The sequence below is a fragment of the Thomasclavelia ramosa DSM 1402 genome (assembly GCF_014131695.1).
Taxonomy (GTDB): domain Bacteria; phylum Bacillota_I; class Bacilli_A; order Erysipelotrichales; family Coprobacillaceae; genus Thomasclavelia; species Thomasclavelia ramosa.
In genome coordinates, this window is sequence record NZ_CP036346.1 from 2217671 (window position 1) to 2243103 (window position 25433).

A 25433-nucleotide genomic window follows, 5' to 3' on the forward strand; every position below is an offset into this window, starting at 1 on the left:
ATCCCCCTATTAAAATTGCCAACCATTAAAAGTGAACGCTGTTTCACTAACATTCTCTGGATCATATTCTTCAAGAATTTTTGCATAGCGTTCTTTATAATCGTTATCCACCTCCATTTGTGGAATAACTTTACTAGCTTCATTCAAGAAATGGAATGAATCACGCCCCATGGCTTTTCCTCTTACTGTATGCTTGTCTAAAGCAACATCAGGTATTTCCGGTAATTTTCCCATCGCAAAAGATTTAATACAGATATTTTTTAATAAATCACTAGAACGATCTTTTTGACAACTGCATAAATATCTAATCGCGTGGATAAAATACATTGGTTGATCACCATCAGCATAATCAAAATGTTTTGACATTTGATATAAATTATTTACTAATACTGCAGCCATCGGATCTCCCATTCCAATATCTTCTACCGAAATAGTTAATAATCGACGCCACATTTTTTCTAATAATTCCGGTGAAGAAATATACATTTCATAGGCGAACATACATGCCTGTTCTTCTAAACTGCGACGAATTGATTTCTGTAAAGCTGATATTACCTCATCTCCAGCATAACCATTTCTTGTAATAATCTTTGACCATGGGTCGTACATCGTTTTTGCCATAAACTTGCTCCTTTTTCTAATCTGTGACATAATCTAATTGAGGTGATAATATGAATATCGAACATTTAAGAGATAAATTTGATTTAAATGAACTTGAATTAGCATTAGTTAAATATCTTGAAGATAATCAAAATAATTTAAAAGATATTACGATTCGGCAAATGGCCAGCGCTAATTTCACATCTACTTCTGCAATTTATCGTCTTTGCAATAAATTTGGTTTTAGTGGCTACAGTGATATGATCTATCAGCTGTCATCATCGAATAATACCCAGCTTTTTTCTCCTGATGATCTTGAACAATATATTCCAGCATTCATTGAATTATTAAATAAACATCGTCAACATAATATCATCGTTTTTGGGATGGGATTCTCTGCTCCAATTGCTGATTATTTGCAACAGCGTCTAACCCTAAATGGATTTTATGCAATGAATGTTGTCCATACTGAAATGCTTGATATTAAATATCAAGATAATTCCCTATTTATTGTGATTTCTAATTCTGGAATTACACCCCGATTAGTTGAAATTGTCGATAATGCTTTTAAAAATAACATCGATATAATTAGTTTTATTGCCAATGAAAATTCTAATCTTTATCAAAATGTAACACTACCAATTATTGTTGGTTCTTATAATTCATTTACTCATAACAATTTAGTACCAAATACCTTCTTTGGTCAGGTTCTAATTGTTTTTGAATCACTCCTTTATACATATTTGTCCTCTATAGAATAATATACGCTTATAATGACAAAATTAAATAGATGTTCTCGATAAAAAAACATGTTTCAAAATTCGAAACATGTTTTAATTTAACTATAAATAATGATATTCATGCTGCCATTCGCTAGTAACAAAATGTTTAGCCGCAGCTTTAGCTTTTTCTAAATCCATAAATGAGTAATTGCCACATTCTTCCATCTTCGCTCCAGGTATGGGTTCTTGCCAATTTGCAATCTGTTCAAATAATTCACGTACAATTTTGATTACTCGAGCCAAATCTAATTCTTTTGTAATTAAATAAAAACCTGTCATACATCCCATTGGTCCAAAATAAATTATTTTATCTTTGTTTTCGCCGTTACGAAGTAATGTTGCCCCGATATGTTCAATTGTATGAGCACCACGAGGATCTAAAGCAGGCTCTAAATTAGGTGTAGTCATGCGGATATCAAATGTTGTTAATTCACCATCTATCCGAGATACATAGACACCTTTTGTTAACTTTGTATGGTCAACACTAAAACTTGTTATTCGTTCCATGTTAATCCCTCGTATTTTTTTATATATTGATATCCAACACCACCAACACCCATATGTGCTCCTACAACCGCTGGTAACTCTCGAACGGTAATCTCACATTCACCAATTCGATCAATAATCGCCTGTTTCATTTGATGAGCTAAATCATCAACTAAGACATGTTCAATAGCAATAATAAAGTCTTTATTGTTCAATCCACATTCATTAACTAAATGATCAACTATCTTTAAGTTGGCTTTTTTCACCGTTCTAACTTTATCTAAAGTATCGATCTTACCGCCCAACTCATAATTTAATTTCATTACCGGCACTATTTTTAATAAGTTCCCCAATAGTGCTACCGCTGGAGTGATTCGTCCGCCTTTCTTTAAATGGTCTAAATTAGGTGCCATAATCACAGTCGCTGAATCCTCAACCATTGCTGTTAAAATCGTTTCAATTTCCGCAACACTTTTACCATCATCAATTAATTTTTTAGCAACCCTAATTAAATAGCGATGATTACTAGCCGTACCCTTAGTATCAATTAACGTAACTGGTACTCCCACCATATCACAAGCCAATTTCATTCCATTCAAGGTTGAAGATAATCCAGTTGCAATCGGCAAAGCAATAATATGATCATATCCCGCATCTTTAATTCTATGAACTGCATTTTGAATTGAACCTGTTGAAGGCTGTGATGTCATCACCATTTCCCCAGTTTTATTCATTCTTTCAAATACTTCATTAGCACTTATTTCTTCTAAATCTAAATATGTTTTATTACCCATTGTAATCGTTAAAGGTACAATATAAATTCCTTGATCTTCTAACGAACCAATTGGTAACTGGCATCCACTATCTGCTAAAACAGCTATTTTTTTCATGGTCTCGCCCTCCCTATAATTACGTAACTAATATACCAAATTTATCATACTTTTGCTAGTAATATGTGTTATGATAATAAAGAAATGAGGGATTTAATGAAATCAGTACGTGAAATAACTACATATAAATGGATAATTAAAAAATCAGAATTTATTTGTACTTTAATACCGTGTAATGACGAAACTGCAATTGATAATATTATTAAAGAATATCAAGAAAAATATCATGATGCTACTCATAACTGTATTGCTTATATCGTTGGTACCCAAAAACGTGCCAATGATAACGGGGAGCCGAGCGGAACTGCCGGTCTACCAATGTTAGATGTTTTAGAAAAAAATAAACTTACTAATATCATTGCTATTGTTACAAGATATTTTGGCGGGATTAAATTAGGAGCTGGCGGTTTAACTCGAGCTTATCGTCAAAGTGTTGCTGATGCTTTAAAAGGAGCTGAGATTGTAGAAAAATTCAGTGTTCCTTTATATAAAATTACAGTGGATTATTCATACACTAAAAAATTTGAACACTTAATTAAAGTACATCATATTAAATGCATTAATACCGAGTATTTAGATCGGGTTAGTTATACCTGTTATCTTGAAAATGAATCTTTTCTAACTATTATTCAAGATCTAACCAATAATACCTATACAAAAGAATATTTGCGTCATGATTATATTGAATTATCATAATTCATGAAAATGTCACATAAAAGAGTATAATAATACTTAAGAGGTGATAATTAAATGAATGAAATTAATAAAATCTACCAAGCGCATATGAGCCACGAATTAAAATTGGTCGTTGATCCTAATCATGCTGTTTTAAATAAAGATAAGGTTGAAGCAAAAGTACTAGCTTTTCTTTGTGAATTAGGTAAAGTCGGTGAAGAAGCAAAAGTATTTAGCTTTTGGGATAATTCATCTGCCAATAACAAAGAAATCCTTAACTATTATACTGATGCCCTTCATATGTTGATGTCAATCGGATTTGAATTGCACGTTGACAAACTCAAGAACTATCAAGAAATCAACAACTCCAACAATATTGCCAATCAACTAATCAAGGTTTATCAAAGCGCATTGAAAGTTAATGAAACCTACAGTTTTGAAGCATTCCAAAACTGTATTGATGATTATTTTACATTAGGTTTTAAAATCGGTCTTGATTTTGATACGATTTTAGCAAATTACAGTTCACAAAAAGACTAAACAATTAATTGTTTAGTCTTTTGTCTTTAAGTAACATCTCAATAAATTTTTGATCAAAATCACTTTCTAATTTATCCGCATATAATCTTGCTTCATATGAAGTTAACCCTAAAGCCAATATCCATCGATAAACTTGCTGATAACTTTTCAAACTTTCTTGTGCCAACATACTTCCCCGCTCTGTTAAAGTAATGTTATTTTTAATAAGATCAATATACCCTGCTTTTTTCAATTGTTTAATTGCAATTGAAACACTTGAACGTGCGTATCCTAGAGATAAAGCCAAATCAATTTGACGTACCTTTTTTCCCTCCAACAATAATTGATAAATATATCGTAAATATTTACGATTTGTTGCTTGTATCATTATTTTACTCCTTTGATCATGTAAGCACTATTCGATACCTTTATCCATTTTATTTCATGAAATAATTCTTCCAAGAACGAAATCATTTCTTTTTTTGAATAAATTCTAACATCCCCATCTTTATTAAAGCGAATAAAATAATTCATAACCTGCCGAGCAATGACTGGCAAATATGTGTCACCAATAATCAATGTTCCCCCAATTTTTAAAACACGATATATTTCTGCAATGGCTTTTTGAGGATTTGGATAGTGATGAAATGAATCATTACAATAAACAATATCAAAAGTTTGATCAAAAAATGGCAAATTCTCACTATCTCCTACTACTAAAGTCGCCTTATTCTTAAGTTGGTGTTTAGCCTTTTCAATCATTTGTGATGATAAATCAATTCCTGTAAGATGTCGATGTGAATCCTCACTAATAACTTGTTTCATTAAAGCTCCTGTCCCGCATCCTAAATCAAGTACTTCCTCACCATAACAGCGAATAATTTCATTTAAAAGATATGGATAAATTTTACGGGCATGTTTTCCATAAAAAGTAGTATCATATTTTGAAGCCTGTAAGTCAAATGTTTGTCTAGATTGTTCTTTTTTATTCATAATGCCCTCCTTAAATGAACGATGTTCATTTTTTTGTTTTAATTTTAATCCCTAGAGTCAGGGATTAAATTTCATTAATTGATTAACATACTGATTCAATAATTTTGCAACTTCATGATGATCAATATTACTTTTAGATAATAATCCAACTTGACCATATATAATAAAACTAATTAATGCCTCAGGATTTTCAATATATATTTCTTTAGCTGCAATAGCTTTTTTTACTGCTTCTAATAAATGTGGATACATATATTTGCATAATTTGATTGATAATTGTTCATGTAATTCTTCATTTTCAACACGATGAAAAAAATCATAATATTGCATATTTGAATGCTCATCACCTATTGAAGTAAATAATGCATCTATCTTATCTTTAATCGTAATAGTAGAATCATGTAAAATAGCAAGATAACTATTACAACACTCTTCAATATAAAGATCGATTGCTGTATTAAATAGTATTTGTTTTGAATCAAAATAGCGATAACACAAACCTAACGAAACTCCCATTGTCCTAGCAATATCACGCATTGATGTTTGCGCGTATCCTTTTTCACTAAATAATTGCATCGCAGCTTTGATAATCTCTTTTTTTCGTTCAATTGTTTTATTAAAACGCTGACTAGTCATCTCATCATCTCTTTTCACACTTATTATATGCTATCATCAACAAGCATTCAATGAACATTGTTCATTTTTTGTTAGTTTTTCTAACAAAAAAAAGAGATTTGCTTTAAAAACAAATCTCCCTATTCAAGAATACTCTGTTTGCTAACTGTTTAATGTCGTTATCAATTGATTGATTCGCTCAAGCCATTGATCACCTTTTGGCAAGACAATTACAATTTTACCACCTAATTGCCTAAACACAGGTTTAGTGAAAAGTCGATTGACTAATTCAAACAATTGATCCCCTTTAACATTTTGACTATATCCTTTAGTAAAAGTAATTTCCATCTTCCCTTTAACTTCCGCTAAGTTTTCAATAATTTCAGTAGATGCTAAAATATCTAACTTCCGTTTTTCTACTAATGTACTTACTTCCTCTGGTAATTTACCGTAATAATCAATAAATTCTGATTTTAGATAATCAACACCGCTTATCGTTTTGGCATTATCTAGACGCTGATATAGTTCAAGTTTTTCAATATCACTAGATACATAATCATGAGGAATATATCCATCAACTTTGACATTAACACTTTTGATTTCTTTTTCTGCTTCCACATCCTCTTTACCCATTTTTTCGTTAATAGCATCTTGAAGAATCTTCATATACATCTCAAAACCAATTGAATCAATAAAGCCTGATTGTGTACCACCCAAAATATCTCCTGAACCGCGAATTGCTAAATCACGCATAGCAATTTTATATCCACTTCCTAATTCAGTAAACTCCTTAATTGCCTTAAGCCGTTTACTAGCTTCTTCATTTAAAACTTTAGTAGGATTATATAACAAATAAGCATATGCACCACGATTACTTCTCCCTACGCGCCCTTTAATCTGGTATAACTGACTTAATCCAAATTTATCAGCGTCTTCAACAATAATCGTATTTGCATTAGGAATATCGATTCCTGTTTCAATAATCGTTGTGCAAACGAGAACATTAAATTCCTTGTTCACAAAACGCATCATTACATCTTCTAATTCATTTTTATCCATTTGCCCATGACCTACCGCTACCCTTGCCCCAGGTACTGATAAAGTAATATTATAAGCAACATTAGCAATCTGACTAGTTCGGTTATACAAATAGAAAACCTGTCCATCACGAGCTAATTCTCGTTCAATGATCTGTTTAATTAAAACATTATTTTTTTCAATAACATATGTTTGAACTGGCTGACGATTCTTAGGAGGAGTTTCAATTTGTGACAATCCGCGAATTCCCATCAATGACATTTGTAAAGTTCGAGGAATCGGGGTAGCTGTAAGGGTCAAAACATCAATAGTTTTACGATACTCTTTAATTTTCTCTTTTTGTTTAACACCAAAACGCTGTTCTTCATCTATACATAATAATCCAATATCTTTAAAAACAATATCCTTTGATAAGATTCGATGTGTCCCTACAAGCAGATCAATATTTCCTAATTTTAAATCACTTAGTATCTGCTTCTTTTCCTTAGTCGATGTAAAGCGATTCAATAAAGCAATTTTGACAGGAAAATCCTTAAATCGTGCAATCATTGTTTTATAATGCTGCATTGATAAAATTGTTGTGGGACACAAAAAAGCAACCTGTTTATTTCCTAGAATAGCCTTAAATGCTGCTCTTAAAGCAACTTCCGTTTTCCCAAATCCAACATCTCCGCATAGCAAGCGATCCATCGGCTGACTCTTTTCCATGTCGGCTTTAATTTCTTCAACTGAACGTAACTGGTCAACTGTTAATTCATAACCAAATGAGCGTTCAAACTCCAGCTGAATCTCACTATCACTTGGGAAAGCATAGCCAGGCTGATTAATACGAGCAGAATAAATTTCAATTAACTTATCAGCAATATCATCAACTTTACTCCGTGCTTTGGCTTTTGTTTTCTGCCATTGTGAGCCTCCCAATTTATTAATTTTAGGAACTTTACCCTCATTACTTGAATACTTCCTAATCATCTTAAATTGTTCAACCGGTATATATAAAGTATCGTCTCCAGCATAGGCTACATATAAATAATCTTTATGAAATCCTTGAACTTCTAATGTTTTAATTCCTAAGTATTGCCCTATCCCATGATTATCATGTACAACATAATCACCAATATTTAATTCTTGATAATCTTTTAAAACCTTTGCATTCTTATACTTAAAATATTTTGGTTTTTTAATATTACGTGTTTTGAATAATTCATTTGCACTTATAATAACAATTTTTTCATCAACTAATTCGATTCCAAAACCAATTTTATTTACCGCAATATTCAACCCCGGATATATTTCATCTTTTATCCCAATCAAAGTATATGCCATTTCATGACGATCAAATAATTCAGTCATTAATTTTAATTGATGATCATCATCTAAAGCTACAACAACTTTTGATAACTTTAAATAAGCTCTAATTTGATTAATAATCATTGCCTCATCATCATTATTGATCATAATAGCACGAGCATTAAACAACACATCTTTATCACTTTGAGCAAAAGGTTTAAAATTAACTGATTTTCTATCAATCACTTCATATAAATCTCTAAATAGATTCAAACCTTTAATAGTTTTCCCAATACTAGCCAATTCTTGATAATAATAATGATTTTCTTCTAAATAGTTCTTATAAGCAAAATTAATATCATGATTGTTTGCTTGGATGATTAGCGGGGTATCGAGATAATCTAATAAACTAGCTGTCTGATTAAATAAATTAAAATAACCATACATCGTAAAACTAGTATCATGATTCCGCAAATTTTCTTGATCTATTGATACTTTACTTAAATAATCTTCTTGATATAACTCATCAAGTTCTTCAATCTGCCGGTCTCTTAAATCATTGATTTTACTTAAAACAGCCGGGACTTCTTGTTCATCATATAAAATATCACTAGCGGGAATAATGGTTACTTCTTTAACCTTTTCTATCGTTCTTTGACTATTTTGATTATAAAAACGTATATTATCAATCTCATCATCAAAAAATTCAATCCGTAATGGATTATCATATTGAATTGAAAAAACATCGATTACTCCACCACGTTTAGAAAAATAAAACGGCTGATCTACTCGCGGTGCTGATGTATAACCAGCCTTGATCAAAAGTTTTTGCAAATCATATATATCAATTTGCATTCCTGTTTTTAGATTTAAACAATTATCTAAAAATAACTGTCTACTTGGTAAATACCGTACCAGGGCCTGTCCATGAGTAATTAAAATTTTAGGCTGATCAGTTGTCAATTGATATAAAGCATCAATTCGCTGTCCTAATAGTTCTGGCGATGAGGCTAAAGCTTCAATTCGATATGACTCATCAACTGGAAAAAATAAGCTGTCTTTTTCATTAATCAATGAAATCTGTTGATACAACAAGTTAGCCTCATACTGATTTGGTTTAATTACAATAATATCTTTTTGTAATGTCAAAAAGGCACTAGTTACTAATAGTGCCTCATCGTTAAGATCATTAACAATGATATTCCCCTCTCCCTTTAACAATGTTTTAAAGGCAGGGTTTTGTTTCAATATTTCATCTATCTTCTTCATATAAACCTCTAATTATAACGATTCATAATGTAATCAAAATCATGATCAAGATAATCCAAAACAGCATCACTAGCCTTATCAATTCCTTGATTGATTGCTTCAGTCTCCTCTTTTGCAAACCTTGATAAAACATAATCAACTACTTTCATATACTTGTGACGATCAATTCCCACACGAATTCGTTTAAAATCTTGACTAGATAAATGAGCGATAATGTTTTTTATCCCATTATGCCCCCCAGCGCTGCCAGTTTTACGTAATCTTAATTTACCAACCGGCATATCCAGATCATCATAGATAACAATAATATCTTCTTTATCCAGTTTAAAAAAATTCATTGCAGCAATTACTGACTCACCAGAAAGATTCATATATGTTTGCGGCTTTAATAAAATAACATCTTCTCCATGATATTTTACCTTTGTATATAAACCTTTGAATTTATTCTGATTTATTTCTGTATTTAATTTATTAGCTAATTCATCTACTACCATAAACCCACAGTTGTGACGAGTTCCTTCATACTCTTTCCCAGGGTTTCCTAATCCTACAATTAATTTCAATTTAATTCTCCTATCTTGCTAGAACAACAATCGTTCTAGCTCCTATTTGCTGATCAGTAATTTCACCATAAAGGTGCTGATAAGCAGTTTCTTCATAATCAAATGTAAAACTTGATGGGTTAATGTAAATAACAAATTCACGATATTCACCTTCATCTTGTTTTAGAGTATATTTTAACATTTTAAAGTCAATATTTTCAACCATAACATTTGCTTCAATCTCTTTTCTAGTTGCATAGCGAAAACACTTATTATCTTTACGTAATTGAATAATTTTTCTTATCTCATTAATATCATCTTTATAAATATCTCGAAAATCCCAATTAATACAGTTAATATTATCAGGTGAATTATAAGTATTCCCAATCCCGCCTTTAGTTCGATAAAATTCTTGTCCCGCATGGATAAAGGGAATTCCCTGCGACAATAACACCATGATCGTAAGATTCTTTTGTCGAGTTATTATCCCATCTAAACCTTCTTCAACATTAGAAATATACAATTTATCAAAAACCGTCGCATTATCATGACATTCAACATAATTAATTGATTGGTCCGGACTTGTATAACGATTAGTCGCTGTAATTACATTTCTTGCCTTTTCTGTTTCGTAAAGATTTCCCGTAATAAAACCTTTATTAACTAAAACATTATCACTGCTTCCACCTTTAATAACCTCACGATATTCATCATTAAAAAAACTAATTTTCGGCATTTTTGCATGATTATCCTGCATCGCCTTTTGCTCATCTGGTAAATTAGTCGGCATATTCCAACCCTCCCCATAAACCATAAATGAAGCATCGTAAGCAGAACAAATTTGATAGACACGATTAATCGTTTCAATATCAATAATTCCCATTAAATCAAAACGATACCCGTCAACACCATAAAAACTTTGCCAGCGTCTCGACATATCTATAATATACTTACGCACCATATGTTCACCACTATCCAAATCATTACCACACCATGAACCATTTGATAAACTCCCATCTGGATTTTTTCTAAAATAGTAGCCAGGTACGATTCGTTCAAAAGCACTCGCATTAACATCATACATATGGTTATAGACAACATCCATCACTACCCGAATTCCTTTCGCATGCAGATCTGCTATCATCTGTTTACACTCAACGATCCTGCTGTAACCATCATTAGGATCTGTACAATAACTTCCTTCAGGAACATTATACTGAGCTGGATCATATCCCCAATTATATAGTACTTCCTGGTGATTTTCATCGACAGTCGCAAAATCATAGATTGGCAATAATTGTATATGTGTTATTCCTAATTCCACTAAATAATCTAACCCTGCACTATTACCATGTTTAGTCAATAACCCAGTTTCTCTAATTCCAGCGAATTTTCCTTTGTACTTACTTAAACTGTTTTCATACATCGTAAAATCACGGACACTAGCTTCATAAATAATCGCATCTGTCTTATTTTTTAATGGCTTTAAACATTCCCGATTCAGGTCGATCTTAATCTTATTTAAATCAACAATATAACTACTTTTACCATTTGATGAAGATCCATAAGCATATGGATCCAATGCCTTAATATAACTATCATGATGTCGTACTAGATAAACATACTCACAGTTATCAAAATTTCCCGCAACATATGAACAAAAAACACCGTTACCAATTCTTTTCATTTCATAACTATATGTAGTATGGTCTTTAGTAATTGCAACTTTAACAGCTAACGCTGTTGGAGCCCATACTTTAAAAATCGTATAATCTTCATGATATGAATTTCCTAAATCATTACCATCATAATAGTTATTTTTTAAAAACTCAGCATCATAGATCAGTTGAGTATATTGGAGGGTTTCCGCTAAACCATATGCATCTACAATTTGATAAACATGACAAAAATCTATTTCGACATTATCGAAATAGTAATGAACGTATTCTTCTTCTACAAATTTAGCGGATATTTCTATTTCTATCAAAGTATTATTATTTAAATCTCTCAAATAAAAACGAGGACAATTTCCTTCGTAATATCTTCTAATCAATTGTACTTCGATTTTATTTACAGATACCATCTTTGCAATCATTCTAATGGCACTTTTTTCCATGATTTTCACCCTTTCATCTCGTGTTCATTATATCCTATCACTTCTCAGATAGCAATGATATAAAATGTAGATAATCAGCATTTTTTTAGACTATATACAGATAATTTGGGTTTTATCAATAACTTATATACCAATTTTAATCAAAAGAAAAAGGGATTTTCAATCCCTTAAAATTTTACTTTATCTAAATGCCAAATATCGTCAACATATTGTTGAATAGTTCGATCTGATGAGAAGAACCCACTCTTTGCAATATTTGTTAGACATACTTTTGCCCATCTTGAACGATCTTTATATAGATCACGCACAGAACTTTGAGCTTGGCAATATGCTTCATAATCAGCCAAAACAAAATATTCATCATTTTTATTCATTAACTCTTCAAAAATAACCCGGAATTCTTCACGATTCTCATGGAATGTACCATCCATCAAGCTATCGATAATTCTCTTTAATCTTGGATTATTATTATAATAATCCCATGCCTTATAAGCACCACTCATTTGTAATTCTTTAACTTCATGATCTTTCATTCCAAAGATTACACAGTTTTCTTCACCAACTAATTCTGCAATTTCAACATTTGCTCCATCCAAAGTCCCTAATGTAATCGCACCATTCATCATAAATTTCATATTTCCCGTACCACTAGCCTCTTTACCAGCAGTTGAGATTTGTTCCGATACATCAGCCGCTGGCATGATTTTTTCAGCTAAAGTAACTCCGTAATTTTCTAAAAAGACTACTTTTAAGTATTTATTAGTTTCCGAATCATTATTTACAACATCGCCAACACTATTAATTAACTTAATAACTTTTTTAGCAAAATAATATCCACTTGCAGCTTTTGCCCCAAAAATAAATGTTCTCGGTTCAATTCTAAAATCAGGATTTTCTTTCATTCTTAAATACAGATCAATAACATGAAGAATATTTAATAATTGACGTTTATAAGCATGAAGACGTTTTACTTGAATATCAAAGATACTGTCAACATCAACAGTAATTCCGTTATGTTCTTTAATATAGTCAGCTAAAATTTGTTTTCTTTCTTTTTTCACCGCCAAGAAACGATCTTGAAGGGTAAGATCATCTAAATGCCCCATTAGATCTTCTAATCTTTCCGGATGCTTGATCCATTCATCTCCGATATATTCACTAATTAATGATGATAGTTCTGGATTGCAATATGCTAACCAGCGACGATGTGTAATCCCATTAGTCTTATTATTAAATTTTGATGGATATAATTGTGCAAAATCTTTTAATTCACGTTCCGCTAGAATATCAGAATGTAATTTTGCCACCCCATTGACACTAAAACTTCCAACAATTGCAAGTCGCGCCATGTAGACTGTACCATCGCGTAAAATCATTACTCGATTCAATAACTCTTCATCACGGTCACTTGCCATTTTAACATACCCAATAAAACGTCGATGAATTTCTTCAATAATTTCATAAACTCTTGGCAATAATGACTGCATTAAACTGATTGGCCATGTTTCAAGCGCTTCAGCTAAAATCGTATGATTTGTATAAGCAAACGTCTGTGTCGTAATATCCCATGCTTCTTCCCATTCATATCCTTGTTCGTCAATCAAAATACGCATTAATTCAGGAATTGCTAAAACAGGATGTGTATCATTTAATTGGATAACATTTTTTTGATGGAAATTATTCAAATTTGGATATTGTCTTAAATGCGCCCTTACAATAGAATTTAATCCTGCACAAGTAAAGAAATATTCTTGTTTCAAACGCAACATTTTTCCCGCAGGAGTTGAGTCATCAGGGTATAACATTTGACAAATATCTCTAACATTTTGGATATATTGCCTAAAATCTTGATTTGCAGGAATATTATCACTTGCTTCAGCACTCCACAAACGAAGCGTATTAGTATTTGTAGTATCATTACCGACAATAGGGACATCATAAGGAACTGCGTACACTTCCTCAGCATCAACATGTTCATATTTCCCTGTCGTTTCATTAAAAATAATTTTACCAAAGAACTTTACTGGTACTCGATGTTTCGGCTTTCTCACTTCCCAGTTAAATCCTGTTTGCATCCATTGATCTGGTAATTCGATTTGATAACCATTTTCAATTTTTTGTTTAAATAATCCATATTCATAACGAATCGTATGCCCATGCCCCGGATATGCTAGTGAAGCCAATGAATCCATAAAGCAAGCTGCTAGTCTTCCAAGACCACCGTTTCCTAGACCAGCATCTGTTTCAAGCTCCTCTAAATCATGAATATTGATTCCATATTCTTCAAGACCATCTTTAGCAATCTGATATATTCCTAAGTTCATCATATTATTTACTAATAATCGTCCCATTAGAAATTCCATTGAGAAATAATGCATTTGTTTTTGATAGTTATTACGAATAATCGCTTTACTAGTTGCCCAGTTTACTGAAGCATAGTCACGAACCATTGTTTCCAAAACTAAGAAGCGTTCAGTAATATGTGCTTCTTCTACAGTTCGTCCATAAGATTCTATAATTCTTCTTGAAAATTCAAATTTAAATTCTTCTTTATTCTTAAACATTTTATCTCCTCTTATACCAGTTCATTATTTAGAGCCTTTATATTCGAAAATCATGCTGCCAAATGGCGCAATATTTACTGGTATGTAATATTCCTTATTTAAAGTTTGACCCTCTTTAGCTTTTATAGCCCGTTTATTAACGAAATTGCTTCCAGTATAGATATCAGTATCACTATTTAAAATTTCTTTATAACTTCCTGGCTGATTTACTGGAACCATATATCCCTCATGTTTGTTTCCTGTAAAATTCATAACAGCAATTAAAGAACTTCCATCCGTTCCTTTTCTTTCAATTGCAAATACACTTTGTGCTCGATCATCAACAACTAACCATTCAAAACCATCCATTCCATAATCCTGTTCATACATACATGGATATGTTTTATAAACTTCATTTAATCTAATCATAAATTTATGAAAGGAATCATGAATAGGATACTTAAGAATATTCCATCCTAAAGCTACCTTTTCATCCCACTCTTTATATTCACCCAATTCATTTCCCATGAAATTTAATTTCTTTCCAGGATGAATCATCATATAAGTATAAAGTGTTTTTAATTGGGCAAATTTTTGTTCATTATTACCCCAAATTTTATCAATGATAGTTCCCTTACTATGAACTACTTCATCATGAGAAAATGGTAAAATGAAATTTTCACTATAAAAATAAGCCATCGAGAACGTTAGTAAATTATGATCACCTTGACGGTAAACTGGATCTAGTTTCATATATTTTAAAGTATCATTCATCCATCCCAAATCCCATTTATAATCAAATCCAAGGCCACCAATATCTGGTGCTTTTGTAACGCCATTAAAATCACTTGAATCTTCAGCAATCAACATCACACCAGGATAATAACCCTTCATATGATTATTCATACGTTTCATGAATTCTAACGCACCATCATTAACTCCAGCTTCTTTATTGCCTTTCCAATAGATCAAGTTACTTACCGCATCAAAACGTATCCCATCAATGTGGAAATATTCAGCTAAAAAGCCAACACTACTCATTAAAAAGCTTCTAACTTCTTCACGCCCAACATCAAAATAAACACTGTCCCATTCAGTATAACGACGATTAATATCTGGATAATCATATACAAATCCACCATCAAACTTATAAAGACCATGTCCATCTTTTACATAATGTGCAGGAACAAAATCCATAATGACACCTATTCCCGCCTTATGACAAGCATTGATAAATTTCATTAAACCTTTCGGTTCACCATAACGACTAGTTATACTAAAATACCCAGTTGCTTGATACCCCCACGAACCATCAAACGGAAATTCTGTCAGTGGCATTAATTCCAAATGAGTATAGTTATTTTCAACTAAATATGGAATTAGAAGCTCTATCATCTCTTCATAAGAGTAGAATTCACCGTCTTCTTCTGCCGTAAAATCCTTTTTCATTTTCCAAGAACCAATATTTACTTCATAAATATTCATTGGTTTATCAAAATTCTTTGTTCGGCTATTAAGCCATTTTTTATCAGCCCAACGAAACCGTTCAATATTGTAAACCCTTGACGCTGTTCCTGGTCGTAACTCACTATAAAACGCATATGGATCAGCACGATCTACTGTCGCAAAATTTTGTGTTTCAATCCGGTACTTATAAAGAGCAAATTCTTTTACCCCAGGAATAAATAAAGTCCAGATTCCTCCATCTGTATACCTTTCCATATAATGGTTTTGCCCATCCCAGTCATTAAAATCACCTACGACTTGTACACTTCGTGCATTAGGTGCATAGACGGTGAAGCGGACACCTTTTTTGTGGTCATTTGTTTCTAAATGAGCACCAAATACTTTATACGCTTCTAATGTATTTCCTTTGTGAAATACGTGAATTAAAAAATCATCGAGCATGTGTCACTCCCCCTTTTCTTAGATATTCCCATTATAACATAATTTATCTGGTATTTCATTAAAAAGATAGCGCTTTCATTACGCCAATAATTGATAATATAATACTAAATTCAACATTTATTTAAGTAAAATAAAAAAAGCGGCCTAATAATCAAACATTCTTGATTTTAAGACCACAGCAGCAAAAACTATCCTAATAACACTAATTTTATATAATTTTCTTACATGATTTACGTTCTAGTAACGAGCATGGCAACTGTACTCGCATCGGAAATAAAGCTTTTTTCTTTAAAATCATTTCATGTAACAGCATCGCACCAAGATTTCCCATCTCCTTTGAAGGCGCATAAACAGTCGTTAATGATGGTGTAGTAAAATTACCAGCTTCAATATTATTAAACCCAATAATAGAAACTTGTTCAGGAACTCTTATTCCCTGATCTTGTAATGCCCGCATTGCACCTATAGCAATTGGATCGTTGACAGCAAAAATAGCCGTTGGAAGTTCCTTGGTTTTAGCTAAATTATGTATCAAATTATAGCCAGCTTCACTCGTTAATTCATTTTCCAGCAGCAATTCAGTATATTTCAAGCCAAAATACTGGCAATATTTAATAAAACTACTCTTTCTAGTACTAATATGAAGTGATAATTCTTCGTACTCGCCCCGTCCTAAAAAACCAATATGTTTATGACCTAAACGGTTAAAATAATCAACCACCTGAAACATTGCGTTATCAAAATCCAAAGTTACACAACATTCAGTTACAGGGCTGATATCCATATCCAACAAAACAATATTTTCAGTGTACTCCTTTAATTCTTTTACCACTTCAAATTCAAACTTACCAATACAGATAATTCCTTGAACATTTTCCAAAACCTTATTTAAATCCATATCGTCTTTTCTAATTCTTTTAGCAATGATTCCATTTGTTTTTAAATAATTTTCAACACCTTGAATCAAAGATAAATAATATGTATCGCGCATTTCTTGTTCAAAAGAATACCACTGGATAACTGCCACTGTCAAAGCTTCATCATGATTTCCCTTACGTTTTGATTTAGGAATATAGTTTAATTGTTCAGCTGCTTTGATGACTTTTTCTTTCGTTTCTGGTAAAACAGTCAATGAATTATCATCATTTAATATTCGTGATACAGTTGCGATTGAAACATTCGCAAATTCAGCAACCTCTTTTAATGTAGCCATATTAACCCTCCTCAATCGATAAAACAGCTCTTTCATAGTATTATAAGTGAATTCTATCATAATTTCTAGATATTCTTTTAATAATCATTTCTCATTAAAATTATTAGTAAAAAAAGTTTAAATTCACTTGTCTAGAATTTAAACTTCTTTTAATCAGAATACTTCTACTGTTTATAGATATTTTGGCTGACCAATTAATTCAATCTTGTCACGATAGCAGCCTTCTGTTTCAAAAATAATAATTTGATTAATCCCTTTTTTTAAAAACGGACCTGGTATATATAGTGATAGTGTTGGTCCGGCCTCATAGAATCTGCCACAATGATGACCATTTACAAAGACCACACCCTTTCCAAAGCCTTCCAAATCAATAAAAGTTTCTTTAACTTCATCAGCTTCAAAAATATATTCATGGAAACCTGGGCCTGATTGATAACCATTTTCCCAGTTCAATAAATCAAGATGCTCAAAATTAAGACAGTAATGTTTCCATTTTTTGGTAAAATGGATATCTAAAATTACCCCATTACGGATTCCTTTTTGTTGCGTCTCAGCTTGTAACTTAGAACCATAATTGACCCGACCCATATTTTCCATTAATATCTTTAAATCATGAGTATCATTGCTATGTGTCGGTAAATTAATCTCATCACCAATTTCTTCTTGATATTGAGTAGCAATCTCTTGATCATCCAGATATATTTTTGCTCGATCACGTCCATCAATAATTCGCATCCGTAAATCATCAGTATAACTTTTAAAAGTATGTTGATAGACCACGTAACCATAATAATGATCTAACTCTTCCATCGTTAAAGGCCAATCAGACTGATGACAGGCAGCAATACAATCAAGCGTACTAAATAAAGAGACACTTCGATTTTTTATTATTTGACCATAATTTTTAGTTTGACGCCGCTCTGGTAAACGCTCTTTTTTTCCAGTGATTACTTCTCTCAATAAATGGTATTTCTCTGTTTTAGCACCATACTCAGTTAGAATCGCATCATAATCATATGAAGTTATTTGGGGCAAATCATGTTCTTTTCGAGCCGAACAGCCATTCATCCATCCAAAATTTGTCCCGCCTTGAAACATATAAAAATTGACACTGCCCAACGACAACATTTCTTGCGCTGAATTTACAAATTCTTGGGGATCTCTTTTAATTATTTCTTGATTCCAGCGATTAAACCAGCCATCCCAAAATTCCATACACATTAACGGTGCCGTAATTTGATAGGATTCCATGAATTTTTTTAACACCGTAATATTTTCTTTTGCTTGTGATCCAAAGTTTCCTGTAGGAAAAACTTTTTTTTCCAATAAAGAACCCGCATTTAAGGCTTCATGCCATGTTCCATCAGCTGTAAAGAGAGGTACTTCAATTCCATATTTTCTCATCATCTGATACACAGCCAATAAATATTCTTTATCTTCACCGTATGAACCATATTCATTTTCTAATTGAGCCAATATTATCGGCCCATTTTGAGTAATTTGATACTTACTTAATTTAGGTAATAAAATTGAAAAATATTGATCCAGACATTTAAGATATTGTTTATCATTAGTTCGTAAACGAATACGAGGATATTTTAACAACCATGCTGGTAAACCACCCATTTCCCATTCAGCGCATATATAAGGTGAAGCTCGTAATATAACAAATAATTCCAATTCCTCAGCTAGTTTCAAAAATGTTTCAATGTCTTTAATACCCGAAAAATCATATTTTCCTTGATATGGTTCATGTAGATTCCATGGTACATATGTTTCAACAGTATTGCATCCCATTGCTTTTAAATCCAAGAGTGTGTCGCGCCAATACTCAGGTACAATTCGAAAATAATGCACTGCTCCAGAAATAATCTTAACTTTATTTCCATTGATGAAAAACTCTTTATTTACTTCAATACTACCCAATATTATTTACCTCTTCCACTTATTTTTCTTCAAATTTAGGATTGTTTGCCAACTTAACAAACGGTAAATAAATAATTACAGCTAAAGCCAGATTTACAAGTGATAAAATAATTGCTCGCCAATCAAAACCAGTTGCAAAGAATCCATAAAGAACCGGCGGCATGACCCAAGTAACATTTTGTGTAACTGGTGCAACTAATCCTAATGCTGTTGCCCCATAAGCAACTGCTGACAATACAATTGGTGCCAACAGGAAAGGAATGAACATTAACGGATTCAAGACAGTTGGCAGCCCATACATAACAGGTTCACCAATATTAAACATTACTGGAGCTATACCTAATTTAGCTACTTCACGATAATGTTTATTTTTAGATTGCCAAAAAATTGCAATTAACAGGCCTAATGTTGCATACCAGACAAAGGCACCATATGATACACTCGTCCATAAATATGGTATTTCTGTTCCTTTTTGGAAAGCTTCAAGATTCGCCAATAATGCAACACCAAAAACACCTTCCATAATCGGTGCCATAACATTCCCACCGTGGATTCCAAAAAACCAAAATAATTGAGTTAAAAAAGCTACTAAAATAATAGAAAGCGGATTTTGAGAGAAGCCCAACAATGGTGTCTGTAAAATATCATAGATCCAATCAATAATTAATTGACCTGTCACCAAATTAAATCCATAAGTAATTGCTGCTACAGCATACATAGCAATAAAAGCCGGAATAATTGAAGTAAATGGCACCGAGATTGCCGGAGGTACAGAATCAGGTAATTTAATCGTCCAATTTTTCTTCATGAATTTACTATAAATCACTACCGCTAAAAAACCAATAACAATTGCTGTAAAATAACCACGTGAATTAATTTGGTTTCCTGGTAATAAGCCATTGATCGTTACTGATAAATTTCCATCACTAAAATTCAAGCCAGTGACCTGATTAATAATTTTCCCAATATCAGCACTAACACCCTCTAATTGAAATGTTTGAGTAATACTTGTTCCTAAAGAAATAACAAATGATGATAAAGCAACTAATCCTCCAGATAATTTATCTGTTTCGTATACTTTAGCGATATTATATCCTAAAGCAAAAATAAAGACTAAGGAAACAATTGCTAAACTCCCATTAAAAATCAAATTATTAATACTAATCAACCATTGAAATGCGTCAGTGATTCCTGTCCACCCAAATTCAGCAGGAAAATCTACAAAAAAAGCATTTAACAATAATGCGATCGATCCCGTCATAACCACAGGCATCGTTGCAATAAATGAATCACGTAATGCGACTAAATGTTTTTGTGAACCAATTTTAGTTGCAATAGGCAATAATCTTTCAGACATAATATCCATAAGTCTTTGATACATTTTCGTTCTCCTCATATATTTATTTTTAGATATTTGTTCATCGATGTTTTTATATCTATTTATATTATATAATTATAATAAAATAATGTAAATATTTTTTACTGATTATTTTACTTATTTTTTACTTAATTTTATTATATTTTAACTAAAATAATTAAATCTTATTAAAATTATACTAATAAATAAAAGCAAAACAGTAAAATAATAATTTTTTTTACTGTTTTTTACTGATTTTAAATAAAAAAGATGGAGCTAAAGAGTTTTTACTCAAATTAGAGCATAAACTCTCTAAAGTCCATCTTTTTATAATCTATTCACCAATAATACTTAATATATCTTTTTGGAAAACTTCTGTTTTTACACTCGCATCATCAGCATCATTACCTTTTATTGAAAAATAGAATTTACATTTTGGTTCTGTTCCACTAGGACGAGCCGCAATCCATGATCCATCTTCCAAATAGTATTTTAATACATTTGATTTAGGTAGATCAATAACTGTCGTAGTTTCATTTTCAATACGTTGACTACTTTGATAATCTTCTACTGCTAATACTTTATATCCTCCAATCACACTTGGAGCATCTTTTCTTAAATTATCCATAATTTCTTTAATACGTTTTGCACCTTCAGCTCCGGCTTTGCTTAAAGCAATTTGCGATTCTTTAAACGTACCATGTTTAGCATATAATTCATTTAAAACATCAATTAGATCTTTTCCTTGATGTTTATAGAAATTACCAGCTTCTGCTGCCATTACAACCGCTTGAACTGCATCTTTATCACGAACGAAATCCTTAACTACACAACCATAAGATTCTTCATATCCGAAGATAAATTCTTTTTCTTTTGTTTTTTCATATTTACGAATCTTATCACCGATAAATTTAAATCCTGTCAATGTTTTTTCAACCTCAACACCATAAGATTTAGACACCAATTCACCTAAATCACTAGTAACGATCGTATTATACATTACTGCATTAGCTGGTAATTTACCTTGCTTTTTAAGTTCGCTTAAAATATATTCTAAATATACTGCAGCACTTTGATTTCCAGACATCAATACATATTCACCATCATGTTTAGCAACAACACCTAATCTATCACCATCAGGATCGCAAATTACAACGACATCTGCATCAACTTCTTTAGCTTTTTTAATTGCTAGATCATATGAGCAGTCAACTTCAGGATTTGGTGATTTAGTATTTGAAAAATCAGGATCTGGTGCACACTGAGCTAAAACCGGAATAACATTATAGCCTAAACGACTCAAACAATTTCTAACTGGTAGATTTGAAGTACCGTGTTGTGGTGAGAAAACAATTTTGAAATCTTTTTTATCCATACCGGGATTAATTTCAATTGCCATTACTTCTTGATAATATGCTTCATCTACTTCTTCACCGATCCATGTAATATATGGATAAGCTTCTTCATCGCTAATTACTTCTACTGCCAATTCATCTTTAACTTCATTTACATATGCAACTACTTGATCTCCCCATTCAGGAATTAATTGGCATCCAGTATCATCATATACTTTATAACCGTTGTATTCTTTAGGGTTATGACTTGCAGTGATCATAATCCCACCAGCACATTTTAAATAACGTACTGCATAAGATAATTCTGGAGTTGGTCTTAAACTTTCAAAAATATAAGATTTAATTCCATAAGTAGCTAAAACTTTCGCACTTTCAATTGCAAATTTGTAAGACATGTGGCGGTTATCATAACCAATTGCGACTCCACGTTCTTTTCCTTCTGGTAAACCTAATACATATTTAGCAAAGCCAACATTAGCCTTTCTAATTGTATAGATGTTCATTCGGTTAGTACCAGCCCCTAAAATTCCTCGCATTCCTGCAGTTCCAAACTCTAGGTTCATATAGAATGCATCCTCTTTTTCCTTTTCATTCATGCTTGCTAACTCTGCTTTTAGTGATGGATCTAAATTTTCACAATTTACCCATCTTTGATATTCTTCATTGTAGTTCATGTTTTTCACCTCTTAATTTAATTATAACAAACCTGTAAAAAAATAACTACTTGTTTTATAAATGAAATTACTACAAATTAGAACTCAATTCCTTTACGCGCTTTTATTCCTTTATCATATGGATGCTTATGTTTCTTAATTTCACTCGAATAATCTAGAATCGGTTTTAATTTATGACTAGGCTGACGCCCTGTTAAAATTACCTCGTGAGTTTCTTTTAAGCTTACCAAGCAATCATACACTTTCCCTTCATTTAATAAATTTAAAGCAATTGCATCAAGAATTTCATCTAAAACAATTCCTTCATAACTTTCATCTATTTGTTCAAATAACTCATCTTCTAAACGACTCACCAATTTTATCATCTCTGGATCATGCATATCAATAAACATCTGAGGCATTTTAGCATACAACACTTTAATTCCACACTTTTTCAGCATCTTTATTTCACTGCTGTCACCGTCTTTCAAAAATTGTAGAAATAATACTTTTTTATCTGCCCCAGCCATTCTTAATGCTTGTCCTACTGCAGCAGTAGTTTTTCCTTTACCATTACCATAATAACATTGAATCATCGCTATCTCCTTATCACATCACCAACTACCGCATCTAAATATGCTAGTAACTGCTTTGCTTCTACAATCATTTGATATCCTCTTTTTCCAGCACTGAGAGCAATTTTATCACACTCATTAATTGAGCAATCAAAATAAGTATCAAATTTTTTCTTCATTCCCACTGGACTACAGCCTCCACGAATATATCCGGTCGTTGCTAATAAATCCTTCATATGAATCATTGCTACACTTTTATTATTAGATAACTTTGCCAATTTTTTTAAATCTATTTCCTCTAATACCGGTATACAGCATACTAAAAAACCACGGTTTCCTTTTAAAACCAGTGTCTTAAAAATATCTTTAGCCGGTATTTCAACTTGTGCAACAATATGTTCACCACTTAAATGATCTTCATCATATTCATATTCCTTTATTTCGTAATCAATCTTTGCTTGATCTAATAAACGTAAAGCATTAGTTTTAATTTTTTTAGCCATAAAAACCTCCTAACAACATTATTATCTTAATCCAAACATAAATTTTAAGCAAATAAAAAGAAGTCCGAGGACTTCTAATTTTCTTATTCAGCTACTTTTTGTTCTTTAATAACTTTTGCAATTGAAGCAATTACATCTTTTTCGTCATCACCTTCAGCTACGATTTCTACTGTAGCTTTAGTAGGAACACCTAAAGACATAACTCCCATGATTGATTTTAAGTTTACTTCTTTACCATTGTATACTAATTTAATATTGCTTGTAAACTTACTAGCTTGGTTAACTAAGATAGTAGCTGGTCTTGCATGTAATCCTACAGGATCAGATACTACGAAAGATAATTTTTCTGCCATTTTATGACTCCTCCTTAAAATTTCTATAAATCAATTATAACACCTAACCCCTTGGTTTTAAAGAACTTTTTACATAAAATTTAGCGCTTACAAATTATTCCCATATATTGCTAAAAATTTACCTTCTTTAATATAATCACATATATTTTTCAACGATTTTATTCATCATTTCCCATTTTGATTCCATATCTTTAACAAGCTTAAATTGAGTTCTACAACGATCAAGATTATGATTCTTGCGATGAATTTTGAAATAAATATCACCCTCCAAATAATCAGTTAAAAAACGTATCCCACATTCAAATGTCATAACCTTAGCCCCGATCGGTAATGCTTTGATTTCCTCTTTCGTTAATTTACCATCACAACCTTTGATAAAACCTTTAGCATAAATTTCAAACAACGCCATATCACATTCGATTTTATCTAAATCAATTTCATCCTCTGCCCCTGTACTGGCTCCAAATCGAATCGAATCACCAAAGTCATTGACTGCTAAACCCGGCATAACAGTATCTAAATCAATCACACAAATACCTTTATGAGTTTTATCATCAATCATAACATTATTTAACTTCGTATCATTATGAGTGACCCGTATTGGCAAATTACAATTTGTTAATACATTTGCCACATCTTCACGAGCTAAAACAAATTCAATCTCTGTTTGAACATCTTTAGCACGATTACAAATATCATTGGCAACTACTTCTTTAAAACGTTCAAAGCGAGCTTTAGTATCATGAAAACCTTTGATTGTCTCATGAAGTGTTGCTGCCGGATAATCAGCCAAAAGGCTCTGGAAGTGTCCAAAAGCTAATGCACTTTGATAAAAATCTTCAGCACTCTCAACTTGATCATAACTAGTTGCACAAGTAATAAATTTGTATGCTCGCCAATATCCACCAGCTGAATCTACATAATATGGTTTATGATCCAAAGTATAAATAATATTGAGTGTTTCTCTTTCGGGATCACCCTCACTAGCAATAATTTTATCTCGTAAAAATCTTGTTACGTTAGCAATATTTTCCATCAATTCAATCGGTTTAGTAAAAACCGCAGTATTCATTCGTTGCAAAATGATATCAATCATTCCCATTCTTTCAATATCAAAAGTCAATAAAAATGTATCATTGATATGTCCGCTTCCATAAGGCTTTTTTTTCTTCAACACACCTTCAAATGAAAATGCTTCAACTACTTCGTTTAATAACTCTTCACTCACTATT

22 protein-coding genes are annotated in these 25433 nt (G+C 31.9%); 3 read left to right on the top strand and 19 right to left on the bottom strand.

What is annotated here, in order from left to right; all coding sequences use genetic code 11:
• Positions 1 to 9: 9 nt before the first annotated feature.
• Positions 10 to 621, bottom strand: a complete 612-nt coding sequence (locus EYR00_RS10750; protein WP_008791356.1) for an AAA family ATPase — start codon at positions 619 to 621, stop codon at positions 10 to 12.
• Between the two features lie 50 nt (positions 622 to 671).
• On the opposite strand from EYR00_RS10750, the gene EYR00_RS10755 reads away from it, so the two are divergent.
• On the top strand, positions 672 to 1361 hold the full coding sequence (locus EYR00_RS10755; RefSeq protein WP_003536276.1) for a MurR/RpiR family transcriptional regulator: 690 nt from the start codon (positions 672 to 674) through the stop codon (positions 1359 to 1361).
• Between the two features lie 81 nt (positions 1362 to 1442).
• On the opposite strand, the gene EYR00_RS10760 is transcribed toward EYR00_RS10755, so the two are convergent.
• Both EYR00_RS10760 and EYR00_RS10765 read right to left on the bottom strand, forming a co-directional pair.
• Positions 1443 to 1889 carry an S-ribosylhomocysteine lyase gene (locus EYR00_RS10760; RefSeq protein WP_003536274.1) on the bottom strand — a complete coding sequence of 149 codons (447 nt, stop codon included), beginning with the start codon at positions 1887 to 1889 and terminating at the stop codon, positions 1443 to 1445.
• The gene (locus EYR00_RS10765; RefSeq protein WP_003536272.1) at positions 1877 to 2758 is read right to left on the bottom strand and encodes a DegV family protein; all 882 of its coding nucleotides are present in this window, start codon (positions 2756 to 2758) and stop codon (positions 1877 to 1879) included. The genes EYR00_RS10760 and EYR00_RS10765 overlap by 13 nt, the downstream gene beginning before the upstream one ends.
• Positions 2759 to 2854: 96 nt before the next feature.
• On the opposite strand from EYR00_RS10765, the gene EYR00_RS10770 reads away from it, so the two are divergent.
• A complete protein-coding gene (locus EYR00_RS10770) occupies positions 2855 to 3454 on the top strand; it encodes a YigZ family protein (protein WP_008791355.1) in 600 nt (199 codons plus the stop codon).
• 54 nt (positions 3455 to 3508) lie between these two features.
• On the top strand, positions 3509 to 3973 hold the full coding sequence (locus EYR00_RS10775; protein ID WP_003536269.1) for a dUTP diphosphatase: 465 nt from the start codon (positions 3509 to 3511) through the stop codon (positions 3971 to 3973).
• Positions 3974 to 3977: 4 nt separating this feature from the next.
• Here the strand turns inward: EYR00_RS10775 and EYR00_RS10780 are convergent, their stop codons facing one another.
• The 16 genes from EYR00_RS10780 to EYR00_RS15615 form a co-directional block, all read right to left on the bottom strand.
• A complete protein-coding gene (locus tag EYR00_RS10780; protein ID WP_003536267.1) occupies positions 3978 to 4340 on the bottom strand; it encodes a metal-dependent transcriptional regulator in 363 nt (120 codons plus the stop codon).
• Positions 4340 to 4945 (bottom strand): class I SAM-dependent methyltransferase, encoded by a 606-nt coding sequence (locus tag EYR00_RS10785; RefSeq protein WP_003536264.1) that lies wholly within the window; start codon positions 4943 to 4945, stop codon positions 4340 to 4342. Before EYR00_RS10785 ends, EYR00_RS10780 begins: the two co-directional genes overlap by 1 nt.
• 57 nt (positions 4946 to 5002) lie before the next feature.
• Positions 5003 to 5581, bottom strand: a complete 579-nt coding sequence (locus tag EYR00_RS10790) for a TetR/AcrR family transcriptional regulator (protein WP_008791354.1) — start codon at positions 5579 to 5581, stop codon at positions 5003 to 5005.
• Between the two features lie 141 nt (positions 5582 to 5722).
• On the bottom strand, positions 5723 to 9157 hold the full coding sequence (gene mfd, locus EYR00_RS10795; protein ID WP_003536260.1) for a transcription-repair coupling factor: 3435 nt from the start codon (positions 9155 to 9157) through the stop codon (positions 5723 to 5725).
• Between the two features lie 8 nt (positions 9158 to 9165).
• Positions 9166 to 9720, bottom strand: a complete 555-nt coding sequence (pth, locus tag EYR00_RS10800) for an aminoacyl-tRNA hydrolase (RefSeq protein ID WP_003536259.1) — start codon at positions 9718 to 9720, stop codon at positions 9166 to 9168.
• Positions 9721 to 9730: 10 nt separating this feature from the next.
• Complete coding sequence (pulA, locus tag EYR00_RS10805; protein ID WP_003536258.1) at positions 9731 to 11815, bottom strand: type I pullulanase; 2085 nt, start codon at positions 11813 to 11815, stop codon at positions 9731 to 9733.
• Between the two features lie 167 nt (positions 11816 to 11982).
• Complete coding sequence (locus EYR00_RS10810; RefSeq protein WP_003536257.1) at positions 11983 to 14379, bottom strand: glycogen/starch/alpha-glucan phosphorylase; 2397 nt, start codon at positions 14377 to 14379, stop codon at positions 11983 to 11985.
• A gap of 24 nt (positions 14380 to 14403) precedes the next feature.
• Positions 14404 to 16266, bottom strand: coding sequence for a 1,4-alpha-glucan branching protein GlgB (gene glgB, locus EYR00_RS10815; protein WP_003536253.1), 1863 nt, complete (start codon positions 16264 to 16266; stop codon positions 14404 to 14406).
• Between the two features lie 208 nt (positions 16267 to 16474).
• A complete protein-coding gene (locus tag EYR00_RS10820; protein WP_040434197.1) occupies positions 16475 to 17479 on the bottom strand; it encodes a LacI family DNA-binding transcriptional regulator in 1005 nt (334 codons plus the stop codon).
• 171 nt (positions 17480 to 17650) lie between these two features.
• Positions 17651 to 19405, bottom strand: coding sequence for a glycoside hydrolase family 35 protein (locus EYR00_RS10825; protein ID WP_003536251.1), 1755 nt, complete (start codon positions 19403 to 19405; stop codon positions 17651 to 17653).
• Positions 19406 to 19424: 19 nt separating this feature from the next.
• Positions 19425 to 20786 (bottom strand): PTS sugar transporter subunit IIC, encoded by a 1362-nt coding sequence (locus EYR00_RS10830; RefSeq protein WP_008791349.1) that lies wholly within the window; start codon positions 20784 to 20786, stop codon positions 19425 to 19427.
• 310 nt (positions 20787 to 21096) lie between these two features.
• Complete coding sequence (locus EYR00_RS10835) at positions 21097 to 22791, bottom strand: phospho-sugar mutase (RefSeq protein WP_003536249.1); 1695 nt, start codon at positions 22789 to 22791, stop codon at positions 21097 to 21099.
• A 77-nt stretch (positions 22792 to 22868) separates the two neighbouring features.
• Positions 22869 to 23366, bottom strand: coding sequence for a cob(I)yrinic acid a,c-diamide adenosyltransferase (locus EYR00_RS10840; RefSeq protein WP_003536248.1), 498 nt, complete (start codon positions 23364 to 23366; stop codon positions 22869 to 22871).
• 2 nt (positions 23367 to 23368) lie between these two features.
• A complete protein-coding gene (gene ybaK / locus EYR00_RS10845) occupies positions 23369 to 23848 on the bottom strand; it encodes a Cys-tRNA(Pro) deacylase (RefSeq protein ID WP_003536247.1) in 480 nt (159 codons plus the stop codon).
• 83 nt (positions 23849 to 23931) lie between these two features.
• Positions 23932 to 24201, bottom strand: coding sequence for a phosphocarrier protein HPr (locus EYR00_RS10850; RefSeq protein WP_003536246.1), 270 nt, complete (start codon positions 24199 to 24201; stop codon positions 23932 to 23934).
• 136 nt (positions 24202 to 24337) lie between these two features.
• Positions 24338 to 25429, bottom strand: a complete 1092-nt coding sequence (locus EYR00_RS15615) for a phosphotransferase enzyme family protein (protein WP_003536244.1) — start codon at positions 25427 to 25429, stop codon at positions 24338 to 24340.
• Between the last annotated feature and the right edge of the window lie 4 nt (positions 25430 to 25433).

Excerpts from the sequence above, each read along its gene's own strand:
- EYR00_RS10785 (WP_003536264.1), bottom strand. The coding sequence starts at position 4,945 with ATGAATAAAAAAGAACAATCTAGACAAACATTTGACTTACAGGCTTCA.
- glgB (WP_003536253.1), bottom strand. The coding sequence starts at position 16,266 with ATGCTCGATGATTTTTTAATTCACGTATTTCACAAAGGAAATACATTA.
- EYR00_RS10840 (WP_003536248.1), bottom strand. The coding sequence starts at position 23,366 with ATGATTCAATGTTATTATGGTAATGGTAAAGGAAAAACTACTGCTGCA.
- EYR00_RS10760 (WP_003536274.1), bottom strand. The coding sequence starts at position 1,889 with ATGGAACGAATAACAAGTTTTAGTGTTGACCATACAAAGTTAACAAAA.
- EYR00_RS10775 (WP_003536269.1), top strand. The coding sequence starts at position 3,509 with ATGAATGAAATTAATAAAATCTACCAAGCGCATATGAGCCACGAATTA.
- EYR00_RS10810 (WP_003536257.1), bottom strand. The coding sequence starts at position 14,379 with ATGTTTAAGAATAAAGAAGAATTTAAATTTGAATTTTCAAGAAGAATT.
- mfd (WP_003536260.1), bottom strand. The coding sequence starts at position 9,157 with ATGAAGAAGATAGATGAAATATTGAAACAAAACCCTGCCTTTAAAACA.
- EYR00_RS10765 (WP_003536272.1), bottom strand. The coding sequence starts at position 2,758 with ATGAAAAAAATAGCTGTTTTAGCAGATAGTGGATGCCAGTTACCAATT.
- pulA (WP_003536258.1), bottom strand. The coding sequence starts at position 11,815 with ATGGAAAAAAGTGCCATTAGAATGATTGCAAAGATGGTATCTGTAAAT.
- EYR00_RS10850 (WP_003536246.1), bottom strand. The coding sequence starts at position 24,201 with ATGGCAGAAAAATTATCTTTCGTAGTATCTGATCCTGTAGGATTACAT.
- ybaK (WP_003536247.1), bottom strand. The coding sequence starts at position 23,848 with ATGGCTAAAAAAATTAAAACTAATGCTTTACGTTTATTAGATCAAGCA.
- EYR00_RS10750 (WP_008791356.1), bottom strand. The coding sequence starts at position 621 with ATGGCAAAAACGATGTACGACCCATGGTCAAAGATTATTACAAGAAAT.
- EYR00_RS10830 (WP_008791349.1), bottom strand. The coding sequence starts at position 20,786 with ATGTATCAAAGACTTATGGATATTATGTCTGAAAGATTATTGCCTATT.
- EYR00_RS10790 (WP_008791354.1), bottom strand. The coding sequence starts at position 5,581 with ATGACTAGTCAGCGTTTTAATAAAACAATTGAACGAAAAAAAGAGATT.
- EYR00_RS10755 (WP_003536276.1), top strand. The coding sequence starts at position 672 with ATGAATATCGAACATTTAAGAGATAAATTTGATTTAAATGAACTTGAA.
- EYR00_RS10780 (WP_003536267.1), bottom strand. The coding sequence starts at position 4,340 with ATGATACAAGCAACAAATCGTAAATATTTACGATATATTTATCAATTA.
- EYR00_RS10835 (WP_003536249.1), bottom strand. The coding sequence starts at position 22,791 with ATGAACTACAATGAAGAATATCAAAGATGGGTAAATTGTGAAAATTTA.
- EYR00_RS10820 (WP_040434197.1), bottom strand. The coding sequence starts at position 17,479 with ATGGCTACATTAAAAGAGGTTGCTGAATTTGCGAATGTTTCAATCGCA.
- EYR00_RS10770 (WP_008791355.1), top strand. The coding sequence starts at position 2,855 with ATGAAATCAGTACGTGAAATAACTACATATAAATGGATAATTAAAAAA.